Source organism: Pseudomonas grimontii (assembly GCF_007858185.1).
Classification (GTDB): domain Bacteria; phylum Pseudomonadota; class Gammaproteobacteria; order Pseudomonadales; family Pseudomonadaceae; genus Aquipseudomonas; species Aquipseudomonas grimontii.
Genome location: NZ_VFES01000023.1, coordinates 24,410 through 47,916 on the forward strand (window position 1 = coordinate 24,410; position 23,507 = coordinate 47,916).

Genomic DNA, 23,507 nt, shown 5'->3' on the forward strand with positions numbered 1-23,507 from the left:
CCCACATTTGAACTGCTTTGCCTTACAGCCCGCCCGTACGCTCCGCCAGTGCTTCGAGCAGGTCGGCCGATGGCACGAAAAACAACCCGCCGGTGACCGCCGTGCTGAAGTCGAGCAAGCGGTCGTAGTTGCCTGCCGGGCGGCCGACGAACATGTTTTCCAGCATCAGCTCCAGCGGCTGCGGCGAACGTGCGTAGCCGATGAAGTAGGTGCCGAACTCCCCGGCGCCCGGGCGGCCGAAGGGCATGTTGTCGCGCAGGATTTTCACTTCTTCGCCGTTCTCGTCGGTGATCACGGTCAGGGCGCTGTGGGCATTGCTCGGCTTGGCCGCATCGTCCAATTCGATGTCCGCCAACTTGGTACGCCCGATCACTTTCTCCTGGGCTTCCACCGTCAGGCCGTTCCAGGCGGTCATGTTGTGCAGGTACTTCTGCACCAGCACGTAGCTGCCGCCTTCGAATTCGGGGTCTTCGTCGCCGACGATGGTGAAACCCACGGCCTTGCGCCCCACCGGGTTCTCTGTGCCGTCGACAAAGCCAATGATGCTGCGCATGTCGAAGTAGCGGAAACCCTGGACTTCATCCACCACCTTCACGCTATCGCCCAGTGCTGTCATCAGTTGGGTGGCGAGCTCAAAGCACAGGTCCATCTGCTCGGCGCGGATATGCAGCAGGATGTCACCGGGCGTCGACACCGCCATGCGCCCTTCTACACCGAACTCTCGAAACGGGTGCAACGCCGCCGGGCGCGGCGCGCCGAACAAGCGGTCCCAGGCCTGCGAGCCAAAGCCGCAGACGCACGTGAGGTTGCCCGCCGGCACGCGCTTGCCCACCGAACGCACCAGCCCGGCGATGTCTGCGCACCAGGCGCGCACGCTGTCTTCACTGCCGGGGGCGACGGTGGCGACCATAAAGATCGCGCTGCTGGTGATCGGGTGGCAGACGGACTGCGGTTCAAGAGGCGGCTGAACAGAGGAAGTCGGCATGGGGCAAATCCAGGCTAAGGGCGGGAGTGAACTCGCGCAGATTAGCAGATCATTTCCGACACTCCTGCCACACGCCGCGAATCAAGGCCTTGAGCTTCAACGCCTCGGCCCAGCGGTCACTGATTTCACGCCCGTCGGCGCCGGTGATGGCATAGGGCGGCGGGCCCAGTTCGCAGGTGAAAGACAGGCTGTGCGGGGTGTCGGGGCGGGCCAGCCAGTCTTCGATCCCGTAGCGCCACCACGCGGTAAAGCGCTGCACCCAGGCCTGGTGCTGGGCGAACTCCAGCGACACCTGCACCTGTTCACTGCTGGCCACACGGCCATGAAAACCCCAGCTATGACGCAGGATCGTGCGGATCTGCTCATCGTCTTCAGCGGCGCCAGGCTCGGGCAGCTCGCGCCCGACCACGTAGTGAGAAAGGTCCGCAAGCAGCTTCAAATCGGGCATCTGCGCCAGCAGGTCGAGGGTGAACAGCAGGTCGTTGGTGAGGCGATAGCGGTGGGTTTCCAGCAGCACCGGAAAGTCCACCTGCTCGGCCAGGCGTTGCCAGCCTTCGATCAAACGGGCGGCCTCGGTTTGGGTGCGCGGGCGCACATCGGCTTGCAGGGTAAGGTGGTGGCAGCCATGGCGGCTGATCACATCCAATGCGGCTGCCAGGTCGTCCACGCTTTGCGGGAACAACTGGCCTTCGATCTGCAGGCCCCGCGCGGTGGCGGCGGCGTGCAGGCGCGCGACATCGGCGGCTCTCCAGTAATGATCGGTAATGCCGTCGAAACCGGCGGCTTTGATGCGGTCGAGTTGGGCCTCCATAGGGCCGGGCTCGGTGTGCATCGCCCACAGGGATTGGAACACCAGGAATTGGCGCATATCAGCCTCGCAGCAGCTGTTTGAGGGACACGTCGGGGTCGGCCAGGCTGGCCGCGTTGAGGGCGATGCGCGCGCTGATCAGCCGTTCGCACAGCTTGACGTCCTTGGCCACGCTATTGCCGCGGCCCCAGCCGCAGGCGCCTTGCAAGCGCTGGTCGGCGTCGAGGTAGAACAGCAACAGACCCGCGTCCGGCAATACACGGCTGACGGTCAGCGGCGTGATCACGCCCACGGTCTGCAAGCCCCAGTCGTACTGGTCGGACCAGAAACCGGGGAGCGTTTCGAACGGCTGATCGCGCCCGAGCATGTTCAGCGCGGCATGCCGCCCTTGCGCCTCGGCGTTGCGCCAGGTTTCCTGGCGTTGGTACTCGCCGCCGAGGCGAAACTCGCAAACGTCACCTGCCGCGTAGATGTCCGGCGCGCTGGTGCGCAGGTGCGTGTCGACACGAATGCCCTGTCCCACCTCCAGCCCCGCCGACACGGCCAACTCGATATTCGGCTGCATGCCGATGCCGACCACCACCAGGTCGCAGGGCAGCGACTGCCCGTCCACCAGTTGCACCGCATCGTCATGGATCGACTCCAGCGCCACATTCAAGCGCACGTCCACGCCGTGTTGGCGATGCAGTGTCAGCAGCGCTTCGGAGATGACCGGCGCCAGCACCCTGCCCGCCAAGCGTGGCCCGGCTTCAAGCACCGTCACCTCACAGCCCAGGCCCCGCGCCGTGGCCGCGACTTCCAGGCCGATAAACCCGCCGCCGACAACCACCAGCCGTGCTCCGGGGCGCAACGCGGATTTCAGCACCAGCGCTTCATCGTGGGTGCGCAGGTAAAGCACGTTGGCCTGCTCCTGGGGCAGACGCCGCGCCCGGCCTCCGGTGGCCAGCAACAGGCCGGCGTAGGACAGCCACTGGCCGTCGGCGAGTTGCAGGCGGTGCTGCGGCGGGTCCAATTGGCTGACCGGGTTACCGGCGATATGTTCGATGCCCAACTCGGCGAACCGGGCGCTGTCGCACAGGCTGCAGCCGGCCAGGTCCACGCTGCCCTGCAACAACCCCTTGGACAGGGGCGGCCGCTCGTAGGGCAAGTGTGGCTCGTCGCCGATCAGGATCAGGCGCCCGCTGTAGCCTTCTTCACGCAGGGTCAATGCCGCGCGGCCACCGGCATGGCCGGCGCCGACGATGATCAAAGGTGCGTTCATCATCAAGCCGTGACGGCGAGCAAAACCCGCCCCGCTTCGACACGCACCGGGTAGGTCTTGAGGTTGACGCACACCGGCGCGCCCAGGGCCTTGCCGGAGCGATAATCGAAGCGCCCATTGTGCTTGGGGCATTCGACCACATGGTCCATTACCAGGCCGTCGGCGAGGTGGATTTTCTCGTGGGTGCACAGGCCGGCGGTGGCGAAAAACTCATTGTCCGCCGAGCGAAACACCGCGTAAGTGTGCGGCCCGTGGTCGAAGCGCAGCACGTCTTCTTCATCTATTTCGCCCACGGCGCAGACGTCGATCCATTGATCGTTCATGGCGTTTTCTCTTGTTCTTGGGTGGGATTCAGCCAGCAGTGGCTTCTGCATGCATCGGGGCCCTGACGGGCGGTTCAGCACTGGGGCTGATGGGACGCTGGACGAAATACGTCGGATCGCTGCGCTGCTTCCAGATCGTCGGGATGATCTCCCTGTACGCCTCAAACAGGTTGGCGTACGGCGGCGGGCAGTCGTTGCGGATCTCTTCGTGCAGTTGCGCCAATGCGTGGTACGGCACCATCGGGTACATGTGGTGCTCAAGGTGGTAGTTCATGTTCATGTAGATAAAGCGCAGCACGCGGTTCATGTAGATCGTGCGGCAGTTGCTGCGGTGGTCGAGCACGTCTTCGGCCAGGCCTACATGCTGGGTGAGGCCGAACACATAACCGAGCCAGGCGCCGTAAATACTTGGCAGCCCAACCAACATCAGCGGCAACCAGCTGTGCAGGTACAGCGCGGTGCCGATCACCAGCGCATAAATGCCAACCCAGATACGCGCGGCGCGGTACACCTTGGGCCACTCGGATTCGGGAATGAAGTCCGCCTCCTGGGCACTCATCTGGCCGATCGCATGGCGCGCTACACCGCTGAAGGTCTTCCAGGCCAGGGGCAGGTTGAACAGGCTGAGAAACATCATCGGCAGGCTCGGCGGGCGTGGCTCGACGATCTCCGGGTCACGGCCGACGACAATGGTGTCGGTGTGGTGCCGGGCATGGCTCCAGCGCCAAACGTGGGGTTCGAAGATGCACATGAAGCTTGCAACCTGGTACAGCACATCGTTCATCCAGCGGGTCTTGAACGCGGTGCCGTGGCCGGTTTCGTGCCAGCGCGGGTTGGACGCGGTACCGTACAGCACGCCATAGGCGAGGAAGAACGGTACGCAGGCCCACGTGCCCCAGAACCAGTAGCCGCCGAAGCCGGTGGCGAACAGTGCACTCACCCAAATAGCGGTGTCGAGCAAGGCCGGGCTGTCGCGGCGTTGCATCAGTTCTTTCATGCGTTTACGGGAAATCGGCGATTGGTACCAACTGGCCGAGACCAGGCCTTTTTCCGCCGCGCGGGCGGCTTCGGGGCCGGTGAGGCTGTAGTCGCGCCGAGCGATGTGAGCGGTGTGTTCAGGCATTGTTATTGTTCTCCGCAAGCGAGAGGTTTCAGGTGCTTTGCGAAACCAACGATAGAGTGCGGCTAAATCACCCTCAAGGCCTTGAATCCATTCCCTATCAAGCTATCATCCAGGCCCAGCGGGGCTTGATAGTTTTCTATCAAGACGCTCAAGGGGGCTGTCATGAACAACAATAAACGCCCGACCATCGCCACCGTCGCCGCCCATGCGGGCCTCAGCGTGGCGACCGTCGACCGCGTGCTGAATGCGCGTGCGCCAGTCAATCCGCAGACGGCCGAGCAGGTGTTCCAGGCCGCCGAAGCCGTGGGCTATTTTGCGGCGCGGCTGATCGGCCAGCGCATACGCGAACGCCGGCCGACCTATCGCTTCGGCATTCTGCTGCTGGGCACCGCCCAGGCGTTCTATGCCCACCTGGCGCAGTCGATCAGCGAGGCGGCGCAGCATCACGCCACCGCCAACCTGACCTGCCAATTCGACTACATCAATGACCGCACACCCAGCGCCATCGTCGCGCAGATCGAACAACTGGCCGTGCAGTGCGATGCCCTCGCCGTGGTCAGCTTCGCCCACCCGCTGATCAACGCGTGCCTGGCGCAAATCCGCGAGGCCGGCGTGCCGGTGGTCGCCCTGCTTTCGGATATTCACGAGCAAGCGCTTGAACCTTATGTAGGCCAGGACAACCACGTGGTCGGGCGCACCATGGGCTGGCTGCTCGCCCGCACCTGTGGCGCCCGCAAGGGCAGCGTGGGGATTCTGCTCGGCGGCCATCGCTTCCTCGGGCACCAGGCACGGGTCGAAGGCCTGCACAGCTACCTTGCCGAACATGCACCCGGCCTCAAACCACTTGAACCGCTGATCAACCTGGACAACTGCGACATCACCGAAGAAGCCACCCTCGACCTGCTCACACGCCACACAGATCTGCGCGGCCTGTGCGTGGTGGGCGGCGGCGGCGACGGCATCATCAGTGCGCTGGCGCAACTGCCCAAGCGCCCGGCGTTGTGCTGCATTTTGCAGGAGTCCACGCAGCTGTCACGCCAGGCGCTGAGCCAGGGGTTGATCGATGTGGTGATGGACTCACAGCCCAGGCAGACGGCGAACGCGCTGGTGCAATTGCTGGTGCAATTGCAGAGTGCCGAGGGGTTCGATCCGGTGCGGCATCGGGTGCATATCGCGCCGCAGATCGTCACCTCGGAGAATCTTTAGAGCGCCCGGCACTCCACCTTCAACGCCCCCTCTTGCTGCTCATGACTTTCGATCACTACCGGCAGAAAGCGGCGAATCACCGCCATGTTGCTGTGCAAGTGATCGCTCATATGCGCCGTGGTGAAACTGCCACCGCCCGCCAATGCCATCGGCAACAACAGTTGGTCCGCCAGGTGTTCGCCCACCGCCGTGTCGCTGCCCTGCCATTGCACTGCCTGGTTGATTGCCTCATCGGCGACGGTTTCAGCACGGACCCTGGCCATGCCAAAGGCGCTGAACACTTCAGTGACGTGCTCGTGGGCGTATTCCAGCATCAGCACATTGCCCGGGCCGTGATCGGGATCTATCTCGACCGTAAACAGCTGTGCCGGGCTGAACCCCAGACGCTGGCGTACGCGCTTGAGCTCACGCTCGCCCACCTGAGCAGGCAAGCCGGCGTTCAGGGTGGTCGCCCGGGCGTCCAACAATTTGCCACGCTGCATCAGGTGCAACGGCGCCAGTTCGCCGGGCTGGATAAACGCCTGCAACTCGCCGCCACCTGCCGGGACAAAACCATGCCGGACCAGACTCAACTCAACGCGCGCGCCCATGCGCCGCAACAGCGGCAACCAGGCGCGTTGCAAGAAGTCCACCGGCGGTGCCAGCGGGTTATGGGTGCCGCCGCAAATGGTCACGCGGCTGGCGGCCGTTGCCCGCAACAGCGCCGGCAACAGCGTTTGCAGCACCAGGGTGCAACTGCCCGCCGTGCCGATCACAAAGCGGTAGTCGCCGCCCTGAATCGGCCCGGGCGCAAAGAGCAGGGTTTGCGACCCCAGCTCGGCGCCTTCCACCCGAGCGCTGCACACCTCGGCCGCTGCCAGCACGGCCGTCAGGTGCTGGCGCATCAACCCAGGGCGGCTGCGCTTGGCGCGGATGTTCCTGATGAGCAGTGTGCGCCCGGTCACCATCGACAGGCTCACACCACTGCGCAATACCTGCCCACCGCCAATGGCGCCATCCAGTTCAATCACGTCCTGTTTCATATCCATCCTTATGCAAAGCGTTTAACCGTGTCCCGCAGATAGCGGTCCAGTCGTTGTGAGTCTTCGCGAGTGCGTGGCAATACCGGCACTTCGCGTTCCAGTTCAGCCTCGATAAATGCATGTAGCGCCGGACGCCGCGGACCATAAGCCGCCTCACCGGCATTGCGTTTGAGCGCCAGCAACGTCGCCACTTCATCCAACAGTTGCGCGTCATTCACCGTGCTCAGCAAGTCGGCGAAGGTCATCGGCGGTCGCCCCAGCCCCAGGTCGATCCAGCGCACCGCCAGCAACGGCCGCAAGACGTAGAAGTATTTCTTGAAGCGCACCGTTTCACCTTGCAGGTAACCGCGAAAGTTCTTCCTGGCCATCGACAGGTAGTGATTGCGCGCGGCCGGCGGGCTGTAGAAAGCTTCGGCCAGCGCCCGCAGTTGCGCGGTGGCCTCGGTTTCCTGGCGATACACCAACGGCGAATCCAGCCACTCCAGCAACGTGGGATTGGATTTGCGCAGCAGGCCCAAGGTCTTGCGCAGTTCCCAACCACTCACGTCCAACTCGTCATCCAGCGGACGTTCGATCACGTCACGCGGCGCGTCCACCTGCATGAACCAATCAGGTTTTTCCACGTAGACGAAACGCACATCGTAGTCGCTGTCGGTGGAGGCAAAACCCCAGGCGCGGCTGCCCGATTCACAGGCATACAGCACCTTCACATTGCGCTCGTGTTCTATCTTGTCCAGCGCCTGCACAACCCGGGCGCGCATGGCGTCGCTCAACGGGTGTCGTTCTTCCCTTTGCATCTCGATTCCTCCGCTTATCCTTTGACGCACACCACCTGACGCAAGGTGTGCAGCACTTCCACCAACTCGCGCTGGGCGTGCATGACCTGGTCGATGTCCTTGTAGGCCATCGGTATTTCGTCGATCACATCGGCGTCCTTGCGGCACTCCACATGGGCGGTCGCACGGATCTGGTCGGCGACGGTGAAGGTGTTCTTCGCCTTGGTGCGGCTCATGGTGCGACCGGCGCCGTGGCTGCACGAGCAAAACGATTCTTCGTTGCCCAGGCCGCGCACGATGAAGCTTTTGGCGCCCATGGAGCCCGGAATAATCCCCAGCTCGCCTTTTTTTGCGGAGACCGCACCCTTGCGGGTCACCAAAATTTCTTCGCCAAAATGCCGCTCTTTTTGTACATAGTTGTGATGACAGTTCACGGCCTCCAGTGCCACTTCAAACGGTTTACTGATCACCTGGCGCGTCGCCTGGACCACCGCGCGCATCATCAACTCGCGGTTCTGCCGGGCAAAATCCTGGGCCCAGCCCACGGCTTGCACGTAGTCATCGAAGTGCTGGCTGCCCTCTTCGAAATACGCCAGGTCACGGTCCGGCAAGTTGGCCAGGTGCTGACGCATATCCGCCTGGGCCAATTGGATAAACAGGTTGCCGATGGCATTGCCCACGCCCCGCGAACCGCTGTGCAACATGAACCAGACGCGGTTGGCTTCATCCAGGCACACCTCGACAAAGTGGTTGCCGGTGCCCAACGTGCCCAGGTGCTGGCGGTGGTTGCTGCGTTCCAGTTGCGGGTACTTGTCGGTGATTGCCTTGAAGCGCGGATGCAACGTAGCCCATACCTGATCGGCCTGAGCCGGCACGTCTTCCCAGGCGCCTTTGTCACGGCCGTTACGGCTGCGGGTACGGCCATGGGGTACGGCGGCCTCAATGGCGCAACGCAGGCCATGCAGGTTGTCCGGCAAATCGCCGGCCATCAGCGTGGTGCGCGCGGCGATCATGCCGCAGCCGATGTCCACCCCCACGGCGGCCGGGATGATCGCCCCCACGGTGGGGATAACGCTGCCGATGGTCGAGCCCTTGCCCAGGTGCACATCCGGCATCACCGCGAGGTGCTTGAAGATAAACGGCATCTTGGCGGTGTTCATCAGTTGCTGGCGGGCTTCGGGCTCAACCGGCACGCCTTCGGTCCACAGCTTGATCGGTTTGCCGTTGGCGACTTCCAGCAGTTGGCAGGTGTTCTTTTGCATGATCTCGATTCTTTTTTGAAAGCCGTCGTTGCGGCGTTGATCAGGTGATAGCAGCAGACGTGCCAGCTTTTTCCGCACGCTTTAAAAAATTTACAACCCATTGTTTTACATTGATATTTTTATAATTTTTATTTTTCGCCAGTGAAAAACCATGACAAACCGATCACCGGCTTAATATCCTTACATATCGTTACTTATATTTTGGTCTAGTCATGAAGCACAAGCGCACGGTCGCAATCGGATTTATCGGCTCCAAGCTGGATCGCGTCGGCAAGGGAGCCAATCGCTGGAACCACTGGCGCCCCAGCGTCGGGCTGTGCCAGCAAGAGGATGTGCAGATCGATCGCCTGGAATTGATCCACGACGTTGACGCTCGCGATACCAGCCTGGCCGAGCGGGTACGCGCCGACATCCAGCAGATCTCGCCCCACACTGAGGTGCGCCTGCACCCGATGCCGCTGGTCAACCCTTGGGATTTCGAAGAGGTGTACGGCGCGCTGCACGATTTCACCAGCGCCTATACCTTCGACACCGAGCGTGAGGACTACCTGGTGCATATCACCACCGGCACCCACGTCGCGCAGATCTGCTGGTTCCTGCTGACCGAGGCGCGCAACCTGCCGGCACGTCTGATCCAGACAGCCCCTTCACGCCGCCAGGACGACATCGCGCCCGCCACCGGCACCCACACCCTGATCGACCTCGACCTGTCGCGCTACGACCGCATCGCTTCGCGCTTTGCCCACGAGCGCCTGGAAGGCCTGGCGTTTCTCAAATCAGGAATTGCCACGCGCAACCGTGCGTTCAATGCCTCCATCGAACAGATCGAACGTGTGGCCGTACGCTCAACGGCGCCGATGCTGCTGATCGGCCCCACTGGGGCCGGCAAGTCCTTCCTCGCCCGGCGCATCTACGAACTCAAGCGCAGCCGCCATCAGGTGCAGGGCCGCTTTGTCGAAGTGAACTGCGCCACCCTGCGCGGCGATGGCGCGATGTCCGCGCTGTTCGGGCATATCAAGGGGGCCTTTACCGGCGCGCAAAACGCTCGCGACGGCCTGCTGCGCGCGGCCCATGGCGGCATGCTGTTCCTCGATGAAATCGGCGAACTGGGCCTGGATGAACAGGCCATGCTGCTCAAGGCCATCGAAGAAAAACGCTTCTACCCGATGGGCGCCGACACCGAAGTGACCAGTGAATTCCTGATCATCGCCGGCACCCACCGCGACCTGCGCGGGCGGGTCGCCGAAGGGTTGTTTCGCGAAGACCTGTATGCGCGTATCAACCTGTGGACCTTTGACCTGCCAGGCCTGGCGGGAAGGCGCGAAGATATAGAGCCCAACATTGATTTCGAACTGGAGCGTCACGCCCGCGAGCAGGGCCGACGCGTACGCTTCAACCTGGAAGCGCGTCGTCGTTACCTGGCGTTTGCAGGTTCCAGCGAAGCGGCGTGGCTGGGCAACTTTCGCGAACTGTCCGCATCCATCACGCGCATGGCGACACTGGCCGACAGTGGGCGCATCAATGAAGCCCAGGTCGAAGAAGAAATCCAGCGCCTGCGTTACGCCTGGGGACTGTCCGAGCCCCATATGCTGCTGCCTGCCGACCTGGACCTGTTTGACCAGTTGCAGCTCAACGCTGTCATCGATGTTTGCCTGCAATCCGACAGCCTGTCAGACGCTGGCCGCCGCCTGTTTGGTGTATCACGCCAGGCCAAGGCACAACCGAACGATGCAGATCGGTTGCGCAAATACCTGGCGCGGTTTTCGATCGATTGGAAGCAGTTGAAGCCCTAGCTCCGACGAACATCTCCTCGACCCAAACCAAACAGTGGCGTTTTGTCATGGTTTGTAAAGGGCCAGCAAGGCCGGTCCCTTTTAATTGCAGGACGCTTCCTAGACAATCCTGGCCGCCTTGTGCCTGCTGGAATCGGTGGCTGGCCTGCGGTCCGTCACCGCTCATCAGTGCTCGGGTTTAGTCGCCCGTTACCAGTTTGCGCAAGCTGTCGCCATGTTCATGGTGGCTGTGCGCAGGGCACCTTCGGGTGCGCCGGATTCAACTGGCCGGTCGACTAACCTGCGTACAGCCGCCACCCGACGTTTAGTCGCGAAAGGTTCGACTCCTTACCTACCAGTTGGAATTACACCATGAACAAAGTCATCCCCGACCCACCCTTCGATCCCGCCATCGATCACTATCTCCCCACCGCCTGAAACGCGGTTAAAAATGTGGGAGGGGGCTTGCCCCCGATGGCGGTGGATCAGTTAAGTAGATGTCAACTGACACTCCGCTATCGAGGGCAAGCCCCCTCCCACATTTCGACCTTACGCGCCGCGAAAATCTGCGGCATTCAGCCCGAATCGACTCATCTTGTTGTACAGCCCACCGCGCGATACGTTCAGTTGCCGGGCGGCCAGGCGGATGTTGCCGCCGGTGCTTTTGAGTGCGGCGACGATGGCGTGCATTTCGTGGCTGCTCAGGTCCTGGGCGGGCTGAGGTTCGTAGTGGCGCAGCGTGGCGCGTGGTCTGGTTTCCAGGGGCAAATCGGCCGCCTGGATCAGCTCGCCCGCCGCCAGGTTGGTGGCGCGCTCGATGCTGTTTTCCAGCTCGCGCACATTGCCCGGCCAGCCGTAGGCCGACAGCAGTTCCAGCGCATCCGGGGAAAATCCCTGTACCGATTTGCGCAGCGAACGGGCGCAGCGCGTGAGGAAGTGCCGTGCCAGCAGCGGAATATCTTCACGGCGCATGCGCAGCGGCGGCACGGTCAGGTTCAGTACGTTGAGGCGGTAGTAGAGGTCTTCACGGAACGCACCTTCGGCCACCGCCTGGCTGAGGTTGCGGTGGGTAGCGGCGATGATGCGCACGTCCACCTGCCGTGAGTTTTTCGCGCCGACGCGGGTGATCTCGCCTTCCTGCAACACCCGCAGCAGGCTGACCTGAGCGTCGAAGGACATATCGCCAATCTCATCCAAAAAGATGGTGCCGCCATCCGCCAGTTCAAACTTGCCCGCCGATCCACCCCGGGCCGAGCCGGTGAACGCGCCTTCGACATGCCCGAACAGTTCGCTCTGCACCAGGTCGCGCGGGATCGCGCCGCAGTTGACCGCCACGAACGGGCCGTTGGCGCGGTCGCTGGCGTTGTGGATGGCTTGGGCGAACAACTCCTTGCCGGTGCCGCTTTCGCCGAGGATCAGGGTGGTGGATTCACTGCGACTGGCGATGCGCCCCAGGTGCAACGCGTCCTGGATCGCCCGTGACGTGCCCTGGATGGTGTCGAAGGTGTAGCGCGCCTGAGTGCTGATGATGCGCCGGGTGATTTCACGAATGCGGCGGTTCTCGCGCAGCGACACGATCACCCCGCCCTGCTCCAGCGGGCACACCGAGACCAGGCAGGCGAGTTGGCTGCGGTCGTGCAGGTGGAAGGTGCAATCGAGGTCGCGCACCGGCTCACCACCGCGTAAAAGAATGGCGTCACTCAACTCACTGCGGCCCAGGCGCTGGAAGGGGCTGCCGATCAACTCCAGCCCCACTCCGAACAGTTGCCGGGCGTAACGGTTGAGCGCCTTGATACAGCCACGCTCATCGAGCACCACCAGGCCTTCGTTGAGGACTTCAAGCACGGTTTGCTGCTCTTCCAACAGCGCTTGCAGGGCCATCTGGCGTGATACCGCTTCGGCAGCGGCTTGCACGGTGCCAAGAGTGTGAAAGTGAAACCAGCCGGGTTCGGCGGTGAGGGTCAGCATTGCCAGGGTCTGGCCCTGGGCATTCCTGATCGGCGCGGCGGCGCAGTGCATGCGGCGTTGGCGCAGGCCACTGCCGAAGTTTTCTTCGGCCAGCACGTACACCAGGCGGTCCTCGGCCAGGGCCAGGCCGGTGCAGTTGGTGCCCTGGACCGATTCGAGCAGGCGACTGCCGACGGGGGTGATGTCCAGCCCGCAGAAATACAGGGTGGTGCCGTCGGCGTCGGTGAGGTTGATATGGCCGCGAGGATTGTAGGCCAACAAGCCGTGCATGACTTGCGCGGCGGCGGCGATCAGCACGCGGTGAATGCCCAGGGTGGCATCAAGGTCGTGAGGCGCGACAAAGCGGTACTGGCTGTCATCCGGGTCGATACCGGCATCGACGCTGCGCCGCCAGGAATCCCAGATCACCTGCCGCACCTCCGCCGGGCGCTGCACCTGCCCGGTCAGGCACGCCCGCCACGCGTGTTCCAGCGCGGCAACGGGGCCGTCGTTCAGCGCCGCAGGCCCCAGGGCCGTCAGGTAGTCGAGGTCTTGTACGCTGAACGCCATACTCATCGGGAGGTATCCATGTTCATTTTTTTGACATGTCAGTATAGGCATGTCATCAGAATGAACACATTCTGTTTATCGCTTTTTATAAATTCTTACTTATCAGCTACTTATAAATTGGCATAACCTTTGCTCCTTCCCCTTTGCCAGTCAGGGCTGTCCTGCGGCCAACAATAAAAAGGGGTCACTTCATGAGTACACAGAACATCCGCCTGGGCTTGATCGGGGCTGGTCGCATGGGCAGTTTCCACGGCCTGACCGCCGCGCGACACATCCCCGGCGCGACCCTCGCCGCCATCGCCGACCCCACTCCCGGCCAAGCCGCACGCCTGGCAGCCGAACTGGGGGTAACCAAGGTCTACACCGACCCGCAACAACTGCTCGACGACCCGGATATCGACGGCGTCCTCATCGCCGCCCCTGCCCGCAGCCACGCCGAACTGGTGATCAGCGCCGCCCGCGCCGGCAAGGGGATCTTCTGCGAAAAACCCATGGCCATCACCCTCGACGAAGCCGACCGCGCCATTGCCGCCGCGGCCGATGCGCGCGTGCCGCTGCAGGTCGGTTTCAATCGGCGTTTCGCCAAGAGCTTCCGCACCGCCCACCTCGATGTGGCGGCCGGCCGCATTGGCACGCCGCAGTTGTTGCGTTCGCTGACCCGCGACCCGGCACTCAACAACCCGGCCAATTCGCCGCAATGGGTGATCTTCCTGGAAACCCTGATCCACGACTTCGACACCCTGCGCTACCTCAACCCCGGCGCCGAAGCGGTGCAGGTGTATGTGATGGCCGACGCACTGATCGCGCCGGAGTACAAAAGCAAAGGTTTCCTCGACACCGCCGTGGTCGCGATCCGCTTCGACAACGGCGCCATCGCCACCGCCGAGGCCAACTTCCAGGCAGTGTACGGCTACGATGTGCGCGGCGAAGTATTCGGCAGCGCCGGCATGCTGAGCATGGGCAGCCTCAACGACTCCGACCTGGTGCGCTACCTGGCCCAGGGCATCCAGGCCGACACCCAACGGATGGACACCGACCTGCTGCGCGACGCCTACATCGCCGAACTCAACCACTTTGTCGACTGCCTGCGCACCGGCGCCAAGCCCATGGCCAGTGGTGAAGACGCGCGCGCCGCCCTGGCGATTGCCCGCGCCTGTATCGAGTCGTTCGAAACCGGCAAGGCCGTGGCCGTGCAGGGAGCCCGTTGATGAGCCCGTTCAAACTGGCGATCAGTGCCGAGATGGTGTTTCTCGACCTGCCCTTCATCGAGCGCGTCAAGCGCATTCATGCACTGGGTTTCAGCGCCGAGATCTGGAACTGGACCAACAAGGACATCAGCGCCCTGGCTGCCACCGGCGCCGATTTCACCTCGATGACCGGCTACATCAGCGGCACCCTCACCGACCCCGACGGTATCCGCCAACTGCTCGACAGTGCGCGCGAATCCATCGGCGTCGCCGAGCGCCTGAACTGCCCCAGCCTCAACCTGCACGGCACCGGCCTGGGTGACGGCGGCCTGCCGGTGCAGCCCGTGAGCCAGACCACCGGGCGCATGTGGCTGAGCGCGTGCAAGGCGCTGGAAAAAATCGCGCGCCTGGGCGAAGACGCCGGCCGCGTGTTCCTGCTGGAAAACCTCAACACCGAGGTCGACCACCCAGGCACCCCGTTCGCCCGCGCCGACGACACCCTGGCGCTGATCGAAGCCGTGGGCAGCCCGCACCTGAAGATGAACCTGGACCTGTACCACGCGCAGATCGGCGAAGGAAACCTGATCGAACTGATCCAGCGCGCAGGCAGCGCCATCGGTGAAATCCAGGTGGCCGACGTGCCCGGGCGCAAAGAGCCCGGCACCGGCGAAATCCACTACCCGGCCATTGCCAGGGCCCTGCACGCCATGGGATATAACGGCGTGGTCGGCCTCGAAGGCTGGGCCAGCGGCGACAGCGAGTTGGCCCTGGAGCGTTTCCGTCAAGCGTTCACCCTATAACAATAAAAGGAACACCCTCATGCATCGCTATTCATTGCTTGTTGCTGCGTTTTTACTGCTGTTCAGCCAATGGACCTTCGCCGCGTATCGCATCGGCGTGAGCATCGCGCGGGTCGACGATAACTTCATGACCTACGTGCGCACCGGCCTGGAAAATGCCGCTAAACAACAGGACGTGCAGATCCAGTTCGAAGACGCCCAGGGCGACGTGGTGCGCCAGCTCAACCAGGTCGAAGGCTTTCTCAACCAGAAAGTCGACGCCGTGATCGTGCTGCCGGTGGACACCGCCGCCACCGCCAACATGACCCGCGCTGCCGTGGCAGCCAAGACGCCGCTGGTGTACGTCAACCGCCACCCGGATGAGCGCACCTTGCCCAAGGGCGTGGTCACCGTGGCCTCCAACGATATCGAGGCCGGGCAATTGCAGATGCGCTACCTCGCGGAAAAACTCGGCGGCAAAGGCAATGTGGCGATCATCATGGGCGACCTCGCGCAGAACGCCACCCATGACCGCACCGAAGGCGTCAAGCAGGTGCTCAAGGACTTTCCCGGCATCAAGGTGGTCGAGCAGCAAAGCGCCGAGTGGCAACGCAGCAAGGGCATGGACCTGACCAGCAACTGGCTGCTGGCGGGCACGCAGTTCGATGCCATCGTCGCCAATAACGATGAAATGGCGATTGGCGCGGCCATGGCCTTGCAACAGTCAGGCAAGGCCAAGGGTGAGATCGCGATTATCGGCATCGACGGCTTACCCGACGGTTTGGCGGCGATCAAGCGAGGCATGCTCACCGCCTCGGTGTTCCAGGACCCCAAGGCCCAGGCCACTCAGGCAGTGCAGTCGGCGATCAAGATGATCAAGGGCGAGCCGATCGAGTCGGAGGTGTGGGTGCCGTTTGAATTGATCAAGCCGGAGCAGGTGGCGGTGTTCGAACAGCGCTACAAGTAAATCGAAGATAAGGCGATCAAAATGTTGGGAGGGGGCTTGCCCCCGATGGCAGTGGGTCAGTTGATACATCCGTGACTGATCCACCGCTATCGGGGGCAAGCCCCCTCCCACACTTGGATCTCAATCAGTCCAGGTCACTTGCGTCATGCCGCTCGGGCAACGGTTCCTCGCCCGACACCCCATTCACCCGCCGCCCACGCTGCACCGCCGGCCGCGCATCAATCGCGTCGGCCCAGCGCTGTACGTGTGTGTACTCGTGCACCGACAGAAACTCCGCTGCCCCATACAGGCGGCCTTTGACCAGCCCGCCGTACCACGGCCAGATGGCAATATCGGCGATGGTGTATTCATCCCCGGCGATGTATTCGCTCACGGCCAGGCGCTGGTCCAGCACATCCAACTGGCGCTTGGTTTCCATGGCAAAACGGTTGATCGGGTATTCCATCTTGCTCGGCGCATAGGCATAGAAATGACCGAAGCCACCACCCAGGTACGGCGCGCTGCCCATTTGCCAGAACAACCACGACAGGCACTCCGCGCGGGCCGCAGGCTCGGTGGGGAAGAAGGCGCCGAACTTCTCGGCCAGGTATTGCAGGATCGCACCCGACTCGAACACACGAATCGGCTGGACGCCGCTGTGGTCCATCAAGGCCGGGATCTTGGAGTTCGGGTTGACCCCGACAAAGCCGCTGCCGAACTGGTCGCCGTCGCCGATCTTGATCAGCCAGGCGTCGTATTCCGCGCCGCTGTGCCCCAGGGCCAGCAGTTCTTCAAGGAGGATGGTGACCTTCTGCCCGTTGGGCGTGGCCAGGGAGTACAGCTGCAGCGGATGCTTGCCGACCGGCAGCGCCTTGTCATGGGTGGCGCCGGCGATGGGCCGGTTGATGCTGGCGAAGGTGCCGCCGCTTTCGGCGTCCCAGGTCCAGACTTTCGGGGGTACATACTCGGTCATGCTTACGGCTCCAGAAGCGTTTGCGATCAGCGAAGCGCTTGAGACTAAACCAAAGACGGGTGATGCGTCACACTCCCCGCCTCGCTATGCCGGGGCACCTGCACACGCAGCGCGATCAACAGTGCCGCCAGCAGCATCAAGCAACCCGCGCCCAGAAACACCCCGTCGATGCCGGTGGCACTGAACATCGCGCCCCCGCCAGCAGCACCCGCCGCGATGGCCGATTGCACCGAAGCGACCACCATGCCACCGGCACTTTCCGCCTGATCCGGCACCGCACGCGCCACCCAGTTCGACCACGCCACCGGCACGCCGCCGAAGGCCATGCCCCACAGCGCCAGGAGCAATGCCTGACCCGGCAGTGACGCGGGCAGCAGCACCAGGGCCAACGCAGCGACGCCCACCAGGACCGGCATCAACACCAGGGTTCCCCGCGGGTTGCGCACCAGCAACCATCCGGCCAGCAGCGTGCCGACAAAATTCGCCGCGCCAAACCCCAGCAGCATCAACGCCAGCCCTTGGGTGCCGACCCCGGTGGTGCTTTCCAGAAACGGGCGAATGTAGGTAAACAGCGCGAAGTGCGCGGTGTGCACCAGCACGCAACCGAACATGCCGATGGCGATGCCGGGGCGCAGCAGTACATCAAGCACGGTGCGCAGGCGCGCGGTGCCGCTGGGTGCCAGGCGCGGCAGCGTGAACAGCTGGAACGCCAGGGTCACCCCGCCGACGGCAGCCGCCGCCACAAATGCACTGCGCCAGCCGTACAGATCCCCCAGAAAGCTGCCCAATGGCACCGCGACCACAGTGCCCACCGCAATGCCGCTGAAGATGATCGACAGGGCACGCGGCAGCAATGCCGCCGGTACCAGGCGCATCGCAACGGCCGCCGCCATGCTCCAGAAACCGCCGAGGGCAATGCCCAGCAGGATGCGCATCAACAACAGCACCAGGAGGCTGGACGAGAACGCCACCAGCAGGTTGGACGCAATCATCAGCGTGGAGAACCCCAACAGCACCAGGCGTCGGTCGATGCCGCGCGTCAGGCCAGGCACCAGCAAACCGGCGAACAACGCCACCACTGCCGTGACCGTGACCGCTTGCCCGGCCAACGCTTCCGACACGCCCAGGTCCAGGGCCATCGGCGTCAGCAGGCTGGCCGGCAGGTACTCCGCCGTGAGCAGGCCGAACACGCCCATCGCCAGGGAAAACACCGCCATCCAGGCCGGCGTGGTCGGTTCTGCCCTGCCATCGACAGGGGCATGGGACACACAATCATTCATCACAAGAGATCCTCGGGCATTAGCGTGACGGCCAGTCTAGGTTCCACCCTCAGGATGATCTATGATTCAAACCCTTGAGTTTTTGACCGAAACCCCGAATATGCCAGCCGACAACGCATTCACCCTGTCCTCCGAGCTGATCAATGAGCTGCTGCGCAGCATGCGCCTGCGCGGCGTGCAGTACCGGCGCATCCAGGCCGGGCCGGTGTTCGGTATCAGCTTTGCGGCCAAGCCCGGCCACGCGTATTTCCATTTCCTGGCCGCCGGCTGCGCGACCCTGCGCCTGCACGACAGCAGCCTCTTTGAGTTGTCGGCCGGTAATGCGGTGTTTATCGCCCACGGTGGCGCCCATGCGCTGTTGTCCAAGCCGGATGACCCTGTGCAGGACATCGCCAGCTTCGATGCCGCACCGCTGGGCGATACCGTGTGCGGCGTAAATGCCTCGCCCGATCAGGCCCCCAGCACCCTGCTGTTCAGCGCCTGCATGGAGTTCGAGCTCGACAGCATCCAGGGCCTCGGCAACCTGATGCCGGCCTTGATGCTGATCGACGCCGGGGGCCAGCGTTACCCCGGCTTGATGCCGATCCTGGCGGTGATGGAACGCGAAGTCTCCAGCGCCCGCGTCGGTTATGCCGGGATCCTCGCGCGCCTGGCCGATGTAGTGGCGGCGATGATCGTGCGCGGCTGGGTCGAATGCGCCTGCGCCAATGCGTCGGGCCTCGCGGCCGCCTTGCGCGACACCCGCCTGGCCGGCGCCCTGCTCGCCCTGCACCAGCAACCGGGGCGCGACTGGAGCGTGGCCGAACTGGCGGCGCACTGTCATACCTCACGCTCGGTGTTCGCGGATCGTTTCCAGGCCACCCTGGGAGTACCACCGCTGCGTTACGTGACCGAACTGCGCATGCGCCTCGCCAGCCAGTGGCTGACCCTGGAGCGGCTGCCCATCGAAGAAGTCGCGTACCGCCTCGGCTATACCTCCCAGGCGGCCTTCAGCCGCGCCTTCAAACGCATCACCGGGCAACCGCCGGGGGCCAGCCGCCAAGGCTTCAGCAGCCCGGCATGAAGGGTTCCTCGCCGACCGATTGAACAGGGGATGCAGGCGCATCAACAATTGCGCCGGGCGACCGAGTGCCCTTAATCTCTTGAGCTCATCACCCTGATAGCAATGGAGGCTTCATGAAACTGGTCGGCATGCTGGACTCGCCCTACGTACGCCGCGTGGCAATTTCCCTGGACCTGTACGGGGTGGATTTCGTGCACGAGCCCTTGTCCGTGTTCCGCACCTTCAACGAATTTGCGCAGATCAACCCGGTGGTCAAGGCCCCTACCCTGGTGCTGGACGATGGCACGGTATTGATGGACTCCAGCCTGATCCTGGATTACCTCGAAGCCCTGGCCCCGGCTGACAGGAAGCTGCTGCCCCAGCAACCGGCGGCACTCGCCAAGGACTTGCACGTTCTGGGACTGGCGCTGGCAGCCTGTGAGAAGAGCGTGCAGATCGTCTATGAACACGACCTGCGCCCGGCCGAGAAACTGCATGCACCGTGGCTTGAGCGCGTGACCGGCCAATTGCTCGCCGCCTATGCGTTGCTGGACAAGCAACTGGACGACAGCGAAGCACTGACCCAGGCGTCGATTACGGCGGCGGTGGCGTGGTCGTTCAGCCAGTTCACCGTGGCGTCGGTGGTCAAGGCGGATGCGTTTCCCAACCTGCAACGGCATGCCGAGCGACTGGAGCAGCATCCGGCGTTCAAGCGTTACCCCATCGAATAAGCGACACCGTTCAAATGTCGGAGGGGGCTTGCTCCCGATAAGGGTGGGTCAGTTATAGAAGTACTGCCTGAACCACCGCTATCGGGAGCAAGCCCCCTCCCACATTGGCCTGGGTTGCATGAAGGATTGAGTCAGGCTCAGACCCAGCCGCCATCCACAATAAAGTTCTGCGCCGAACACATCGCCGACGCATCGGAAGCAAGAAACAGCGCCATATTGGCGATGTGTTCCGGCAGGACGCTGCCGGGCAGGCACTGGCTGCGGCTGATCAGTTCCCTGGCGGCGTCATCCACCCACATAGCCAGCTGTTTGTCGGTCATCACCCAACCCGGCACCAGCGTGTTCACACGGATACGGTTCGGGCCCAGCTCGCGTGCCAACGCGCGGGTCATGCCGTGGGCGGCGGCCTTGCTGGCGGCGTACACCGGGTAGCCGGCGGAGGCCATCATCCAGCCGACGGAGCCGAGGTTGATGATCGAGCCGCTGCCGGCGCGTTTCATCATCGGCACCACGGCCTTGGCGGCGAAGAAGGCGTGTTTGAGGTTGACCGAGATCAGCCGGTCGAACATTTCCGAATCGACCTCTTCCAGGGTGTGACGCACGTCATTGGCAGCGTTGTTCACCAGCACGGTGATCGGCCCCAGGGAATGCTCGAAGCGCCCTATCGCCGCCTTGTAGGCGATTTCGTCGGTGATGTCGCAACACACGAACTCCACGGTGTGCCCCTGGGAACTCAACAGCGCCGCCAGGCGTTCGCCCTGGCTTTGCGCGCGATCCACAAAGCCGACCTTGGCACCCTGCACAGCGAAGGCCCGCACCATGAATTCGCCGATCCCCGAGGCGCCCCCGGAAATCAATACGGTCTTGCCCTTGAGGTCGGGATAAACGGCGTGTTCACTACTCATAAAAGGATGCCTCGATCAATTAGTCTTATTTTATTTTACGAAACCGGGGTAAAAGGCTATAAATTCGCTGTCACAACGACAAAATATCGCTATTAGTAGAACTATTCCACTCAAAACAACAAAAGGAAGTTCGACCATGAAGCACCCTCGATACCTGCTGTCCGGACTGGCGCTGTCCATGCTGATCGCCAGCGGCGGCGCCCAGGCAGCCGGCCTGAGCAGTGAGCAAAAACCTTTCGGTAAAACCAACGACGGCACCGCCGTCGAACAGTACATCTTGCGCAACAGCCACGGCATGCAAGCCACGGTGATCACCTACGGCGGCGTGCTGCAGTCGCTGAAAGTGCCGGATAAAAACGGCAAGGTCGACGATGTGGTACTGGGCTTTGACGACGTGCAAGGCTATCAAGCCGGTACGGCGTTTTTCGGCGCAACCATCGGTCGCTTCGGCAATCGCCTGGCTGGCGGCGCCTTTGAACTCGACGGCAAGCGCTTCCAGGTGCCGCTCAACGATGGCCCAAACTCCTTGCATGGCGGCGCCCAGGGCTTCGACAAGCAGGTGTGGAAGGCCGAGCCGGTCAAGGACAAGGACTCGGTCGGTGTGAAGCTGAGCTACCTGTCCAAGGACGGTGAGATGGGTTTTCCCGGCAACTTGAAAACCGAAGTCACCTACCGCCTCAACGACAAGAACGAACTGCACATCGACTACAAAGCCACCACCGACAAACCGACGGTGCTCAACCTCACCAACCACAGTTACTTCAACCTGGCCGGTGCGGGTAACGGCGACATCCTCAAGCAAGTCGCTACCTTGCACGCCAGCCATTACACCCCGGTGAATGCCACCCTGATTCCGACCGGCGAACTCGCACCGGTCAAGGGCACGCCGATGGACTTCCTCAAGCCCACCCCGATCGGGCAGCACATCAAGGAGGATCATCCGCAGCTCAAGTTTGCCGAGCCCAAACAGGGTGGGCTTGACTTCAACTGGGCGCTGGATACCAAAGGCGACGTCAAGCAACTCGCCGCCGAGGTGCATGACCCGGCATCAGGCCGACGCTTGCAGCTCTACACCAGCGAACCGGGCGTGCAGTTCTATACCAGCAACTTCCTTGATGGCTCGGTGAAGGGCAAAGGTGGCAAGACTTACCTGCACTGGAGTGGTTTCACCTTGGAGACCCAGCACTATCCGGATGCGCCTAACCAACCAAACTTCGCCTCAACTCGCCTGAATCCAGGACAGACCTACACCCAGAACACCGTCTTCAAATTCACCGCCGATTAACGCACCCCACTCGCAGCTGTCGAGCCCTGGCGAGGCTGCGTACGCGGTATGTCTGACACACCGCTACGCAGCCTCGCCAGGGCTCGACAGCTGCTACGCCAAGGAGCGGTTTCACCCTGGAGACCCAGCATTTCCCGGATGCGCCTAACCAACCGACGTTTGCCTCGACCCGTTTGAATCCGGGGCAGACCTACAGCCAGAACACCGTCTTCAAGTTCTCCGCTGATTAACGCACCCCACGCGTAGCAGCTGTCGAGCCCTGGCGAGGCTGCGTACGCGGTATGTCTGACACACCGCTACGCAGCCTCGCCAGGGCTCGACAGCTACGCCAAGGTATCGGTGCAATGACCCTTAGCGTTGTTTCATGCGGTCGATGACCACCGCCAGCAGCAGGATCGAACCGCGGATCACGTACTGGTAGAAGGTGTCGATGTTCTTCAGGTTCATCGCGTTCTCGATGATCGCCAGGATCAACACCCCGGCGATCACGTGGCGAATCATCCCCACCCCGCCGCTCAGCGACACCCCGCCCAGCACGCAGGCAGAAATCACCGTCAGCTCGAAGCCCTGGCCGATCATCGGCTGGCCCGAGGTCATGCGCGAGGCGAGGATCACACCCGCCAATGCACCGATCAGGCCATGCACGGCGAAGATCAGGATCTTGGTGCGGTCAACGTTCACCCCCGCCAGCAGCGCCGCTTCCGGGTTGCCGCCGATGGCCATGGTGTTACGCCCGTAGGTGGTGTAGTTGAGCAGCCAGCCGAAAAACAGGAAACACACGATGGTGATCAGGATCGGCACCGGCACGCCGAACAACTGGCCATTGCCAAAGATAAAGAACTGGTCCTGGGACACCCCCACCGCCTTGCCGTCGGCAAAGATATACGCCAGGCCACGCACGATCTGCATGGTCGCCAAGGTGGTGATCAACGCATTGACCCGCAGCTTGGCGATCACGATGCCGTTGATCAGCCCGACCACCAGGCCCATCAGCAGCGCCGCGCCGATGCCCAGCATGACGCTGTCGGTATCGCGCATCACAATCGCCGCCACCACGCCGGCGCAGGCGATCACCGAGCCCACCGACAAGTCGAAGTGCCCCGACGCCAGGCAGAACAACATGGTGCACGCGGCGATGCCCACGGTGGAAATCGCCAGGCCCAGGCCACGCATGTTCAACGGCGAGAGGAAGTTATCAATAAGCAAGGCGCACAGGACAAAGATGCCCACCGCTGCCAACAGCATCGCCCAGTTGTCGAGCAGTGCGCGCATATCGAGGGGTTTGCGTGCCGTCGGCAGCGCGTTGTTTTGAGTCGTCATGGTC

At 62.9% G+C, this 23,507-nt stretch carries 21 protein-coding genes and 1 pseudogene; 9 read left to right on the forward strand and 13 right to left on the reverse strand.

Going from position 1 to position 23,507, the window contains the following annotated elements; translation table 11 throughout:
* Window positions 1–22 precede the first annotated feature (22 nt).
* The 5 genes from FIV39_RS27180 to FIV39_RS27200 are packed head-to-tail and all read right to left on the reverse strand — an operon-like array spanning window position 23 to window position 4,500.
* A complete protein-coding gene (locus tag FIV39_RS27180; RefSeq protein ID WP_090405817.1) occupies window positions 23–985 on the reverse strand; it encodes a Dyp-type peroxidase in 963 nt (320 codons plus the stop codon).
* A 49-nt stretch (window positions 986–1,034) separates the two neighbouring features.
* A complete protein-coding gene (locus FIV39_RS27185; protein WP_090405820.1) occupies window positions 1,035–1,853 on the reverse strand; it encodes a sugar phosphate isomerase/epimerase family protein in 819 nt (272 codons plus the stop codon).
* A gap of 1 nt (window position 1,854) precedes the next feature.
* A complete protein-coding gene (locus tag FIV39_RS27190; protein ID WP_090405823.1) occupies window positions 1,855–3,054 on the reverse strand; it encodes an NAD(P)/FAD-dependent oxidoreductase in 1,200 nt (399 codons plus the stop codon).
* A gap of 2 nt (window positions 3,055–3,056) precedes the next feature.
* Entirely contained in the window at window positions 3,057–3,377 is a 321-nt protein-coding gene (locus FIV39_RS27195; protein WP_090405826.1) for a MocE family 2Fe-2S type ferredoxin, read from the reverse strand.
* 28 nt (window positions 3,378–3,405) lie between these two features.
* Window positions 3,406–4,500 (reverse strand): fatty acid desaturase family protein, encoded by a 1,095-nt coding sequence (locus FIV39_RS27200; protein WP_090405829.1) that lies wholly within the window; start codon window positions 4,498–4,500, stop codon window positions 3,406–3,408.
* A gap of 162 nt (window positions 4,501–4,662) precedes the next feature.
* On the opposite strand from FIV39_RS27200, the gene FIV39_RS27205 reads away from it, so the two are divergent.
* Window positions 4,663–5,706: a LacI family DNA-binding transcriptional regulator gene (locus FIV39_RS27205; protein ID WP_090405832.1), complete on the forward strand. Its 1,044-nt coding sequence runs from the start codon at window positions 4,663–4,665 to the stop codon at window positions 5,704–5,706.
* Here the strand turns inward: FIV39_RS27205 and rtcA are convergent.
* Genes rtcA through FIV39_RS27220 form a run of 3 tightly spaced genes read right to left on the reverse strand, consistent with a single transcriptional unit; the run spans window position 5,703 to window position 8,766 of the window.
* Window positions 5,703–6,728, reverse strand: coding sequence for an RNA 3'-terminal phosphate cyclase (gene rtcA / locus FIV39_RS27210; RefSeq protein WP_090405835.1), 1,026 nt, complete (start codon window positions 6,726–6,728; stop codon window positions 5,703–5,705). The two genes, FIV39_RS27205 and rtcA, sit on opposite strands and share 4 nt — an antisense overlap.
* Window positions 6,729–6,736: 8 nt before the next feature.
* On the reverse strand, window positions 6,737–7,525 hold the full coding sequence (locus FIV39_RS27215; protein WP_090405838.1) for a nucleotidyltransferase domain-containing protein: 789 nt from the start codon (window positions 7,523–7,525) through the stop codon (window positions 6,737–6,739).
* 14 nt (window positions 7,526–7,539) lie between these two features.
* Window positions 7,540–8,766, reverse strand: coding sequence for an RtcB family protein (locus FIV39_RS27220; RefSeq protein ID WP_090405841.1), 1,227 nt, complete (start codon window positions 8,764–8,766; stop codon window positions 7,540–7,542).
* A 212-nt stretch (window positions 8,767–8,978) separates the two neighbouring features.
* On the opposite strand from FIV39_RS27220, the gene rtcR reads away from it, so the two are divergent.
* On the forward strand, window positions 8,979–10,559 hold the full coding sequence (rtcR, locus tag FIV39_RS27225; protein ID WP_090405844.1) for an RNA repair transcriptional activator RtcR: 1,581 nt from the start codon (window positions 8,979–8,981) through the stop codon (window positions 10,557–10,559).
* Between the two features lie 528 nt (window positions 10,560–11,087).
* Here rtcR and FIV39_RS27230 read toward each other — a convergent pair.
* A complete protein-coding gene (locus tag FIV39_RS27230; RefSeq protein WP_090405846.1) occupies window positions 11,088–13,061 on the reverse strand; it encodes a sigma-54 interaction domain-containing protein in 1,974 nt (657 codons plus the stop codon).
* 185 nt (window positions 13,062–13,246) lie between these two features.
* On the opposite strand from FIV39_RS27230, the gene FIV39_RS27235 reads away from it, so the two are divergent.
* From FIV39_RS27235 to FIV39_RS27245, 3 genes are read left to right on the forward strand one after another with little or no spacing between them, the layout of a single operon-like run.
* Window positions 13,247–14,263, forward strand: a complete 1,017-nt coding sequence (locus FIV39_RS27235; RefSeq protein ID WP_090405849.1) for a Gfo/Idh/MocA family oxidoreductase — start codon at window positions 13,247–13,249, stop codon at window positions 14,261–14,263.
* Window positions 14,263–15,042 carry a TIM barrel protein gene (locus FIV39_RS27240; RefSeq protein WP_090405851.1) on the forward strand — a complete coding sequence of 260 codons (780 nt, stop codon included), beginning with the start codon at window positions 14,263–14,265 and terminating at the stop codon, window positions 15,040–15,042. The genes FIV39_RS27235 and FIV39_RS27240 overlap by 1 nt, the downstream gene beginning before the upstream one ends.
* A 19-nt stretch (window positions 15,043–15,061) precedes the next feature.
* On the forward strand, window positions 15,062–15,988 hold the full coding sequence (locus FIV39_RS27245; protein ID WP_090405854.1) for a sugar ABC transporter substrate-binding protein: 927 nt from the start codon (window positions 15,062–15,064) through the stop codon (window positions 15,986–15,988).
* Between the two features lie 124 nt (window positions 15,989–16,112).
* Here FIV39_RS27245 and yghU read toward each other — a convergent pair whose 3' ends face one another.
* Entirely contained in the window at window positions 16,113–16,940 is an 828-nt protein-coding gene (gene yghU, locus FIV39_RS27250) for a glutathione-dependent disulfide-bond oxidoreductase (protein WP_090405857.1), read from the reverse strand.
* A gap of 44 nt (window positions 16,941–16,984) precedes the next feature.
* Complete coding sequence (locus FIV39_RS27255) at window positions 16,985–18,220, reverse strand: MFS transporter (protein ID WP_090405859.1); 1,236 nt, start codon at window positions 18,218–18,220, stop codon at window positions 16,985–16,987.
* A gap of 100 nt (window positions 18,221–18,320) precedes the next feature.
* On the opposite strand from FIV39_RS27255, the gene FIV39_RS27260 reads away from it, so the two are divergent.
* Window positions 18,321–19,283 carry an AraC family transcriptional regulator gene (locus FIV39_RS27260; RefSeq protein ID WP_090410049.1) on the forward strand — a complete coding sequence of 321 codons (963 nt, stop codon included), beginning with the start codon at window positions 18,321–18,323 and terminating at the stop codon, window positions 19,281–19,283.
* Window positions 19,284–19,396: 113 nt separating this feature from the next.
* Window positions 19,397–19,993, forward strand: a complete 597-nt coding sequence (locus FIV39_RS27265) for a glutathione S-transferase family protein (protein ID WP_090405863.1) — start codon at window positions 19,397–19,399, stop codon at window positions 19,991–19,993.
* A gap of 137 nt (window positions 19,994–20,130) precedes the next feature.
* Here the strand turns inward: FIV39_RS27265 and FIV39_RS27270 are convergent, their stop codons facing one another.
* Entirely contained in the window at window positions 20,131–20,898 is a 768-nt protein-coding gene (locus tag FIV39_RS27270; RefSeq protein WP_090405866.1) for an SDR family NAD(P)-dependent oxidoreductase, read from the reverse strand.
* Window positions 20,899–21,034: 136 nt separating this feature from the next.
* Between FIV39_RS27270 and FIV39_RS27275 the strand changes: the two genes are divergently transcribed.
* On the forward strand, window positions 21,035–22,183 hold the full coding sequence (locus FIV39_RS27275) for an aldose epimerase family protein (RefSeq protein ID WP_090405869.1): 1,149 nt from the start codon (window positions 21,035–21,037) through the stop codon (window positions 22,181–22,183).
* Between the two features lie 104 nt (window positions 22,184–22,287).
* Window positions 22,288–22,413 (forward strand): annotated as a pseudogene (locus tag FIV39_RS27280) (aldose epimerase family protein); the annotation flags it as partial.
* Between the two features lie 121 nt (window positions 22,414–22,534).
* On the opposite strand, the gene araH reads toward FIV39_RS27280, so the two are convergent.
* Entirely contained in the window at window positions 22,535–23,503 is a 969-nt protein-coding gene (araH, locus tag FIV39_RS27285; RefSeq protein ID WP_090405872.1) for an L-arabinose ABC transporter permease AraH, read from the reverse strand.
* Window positions 23,504–23,507: the final 4 nt, after the last annotated feature.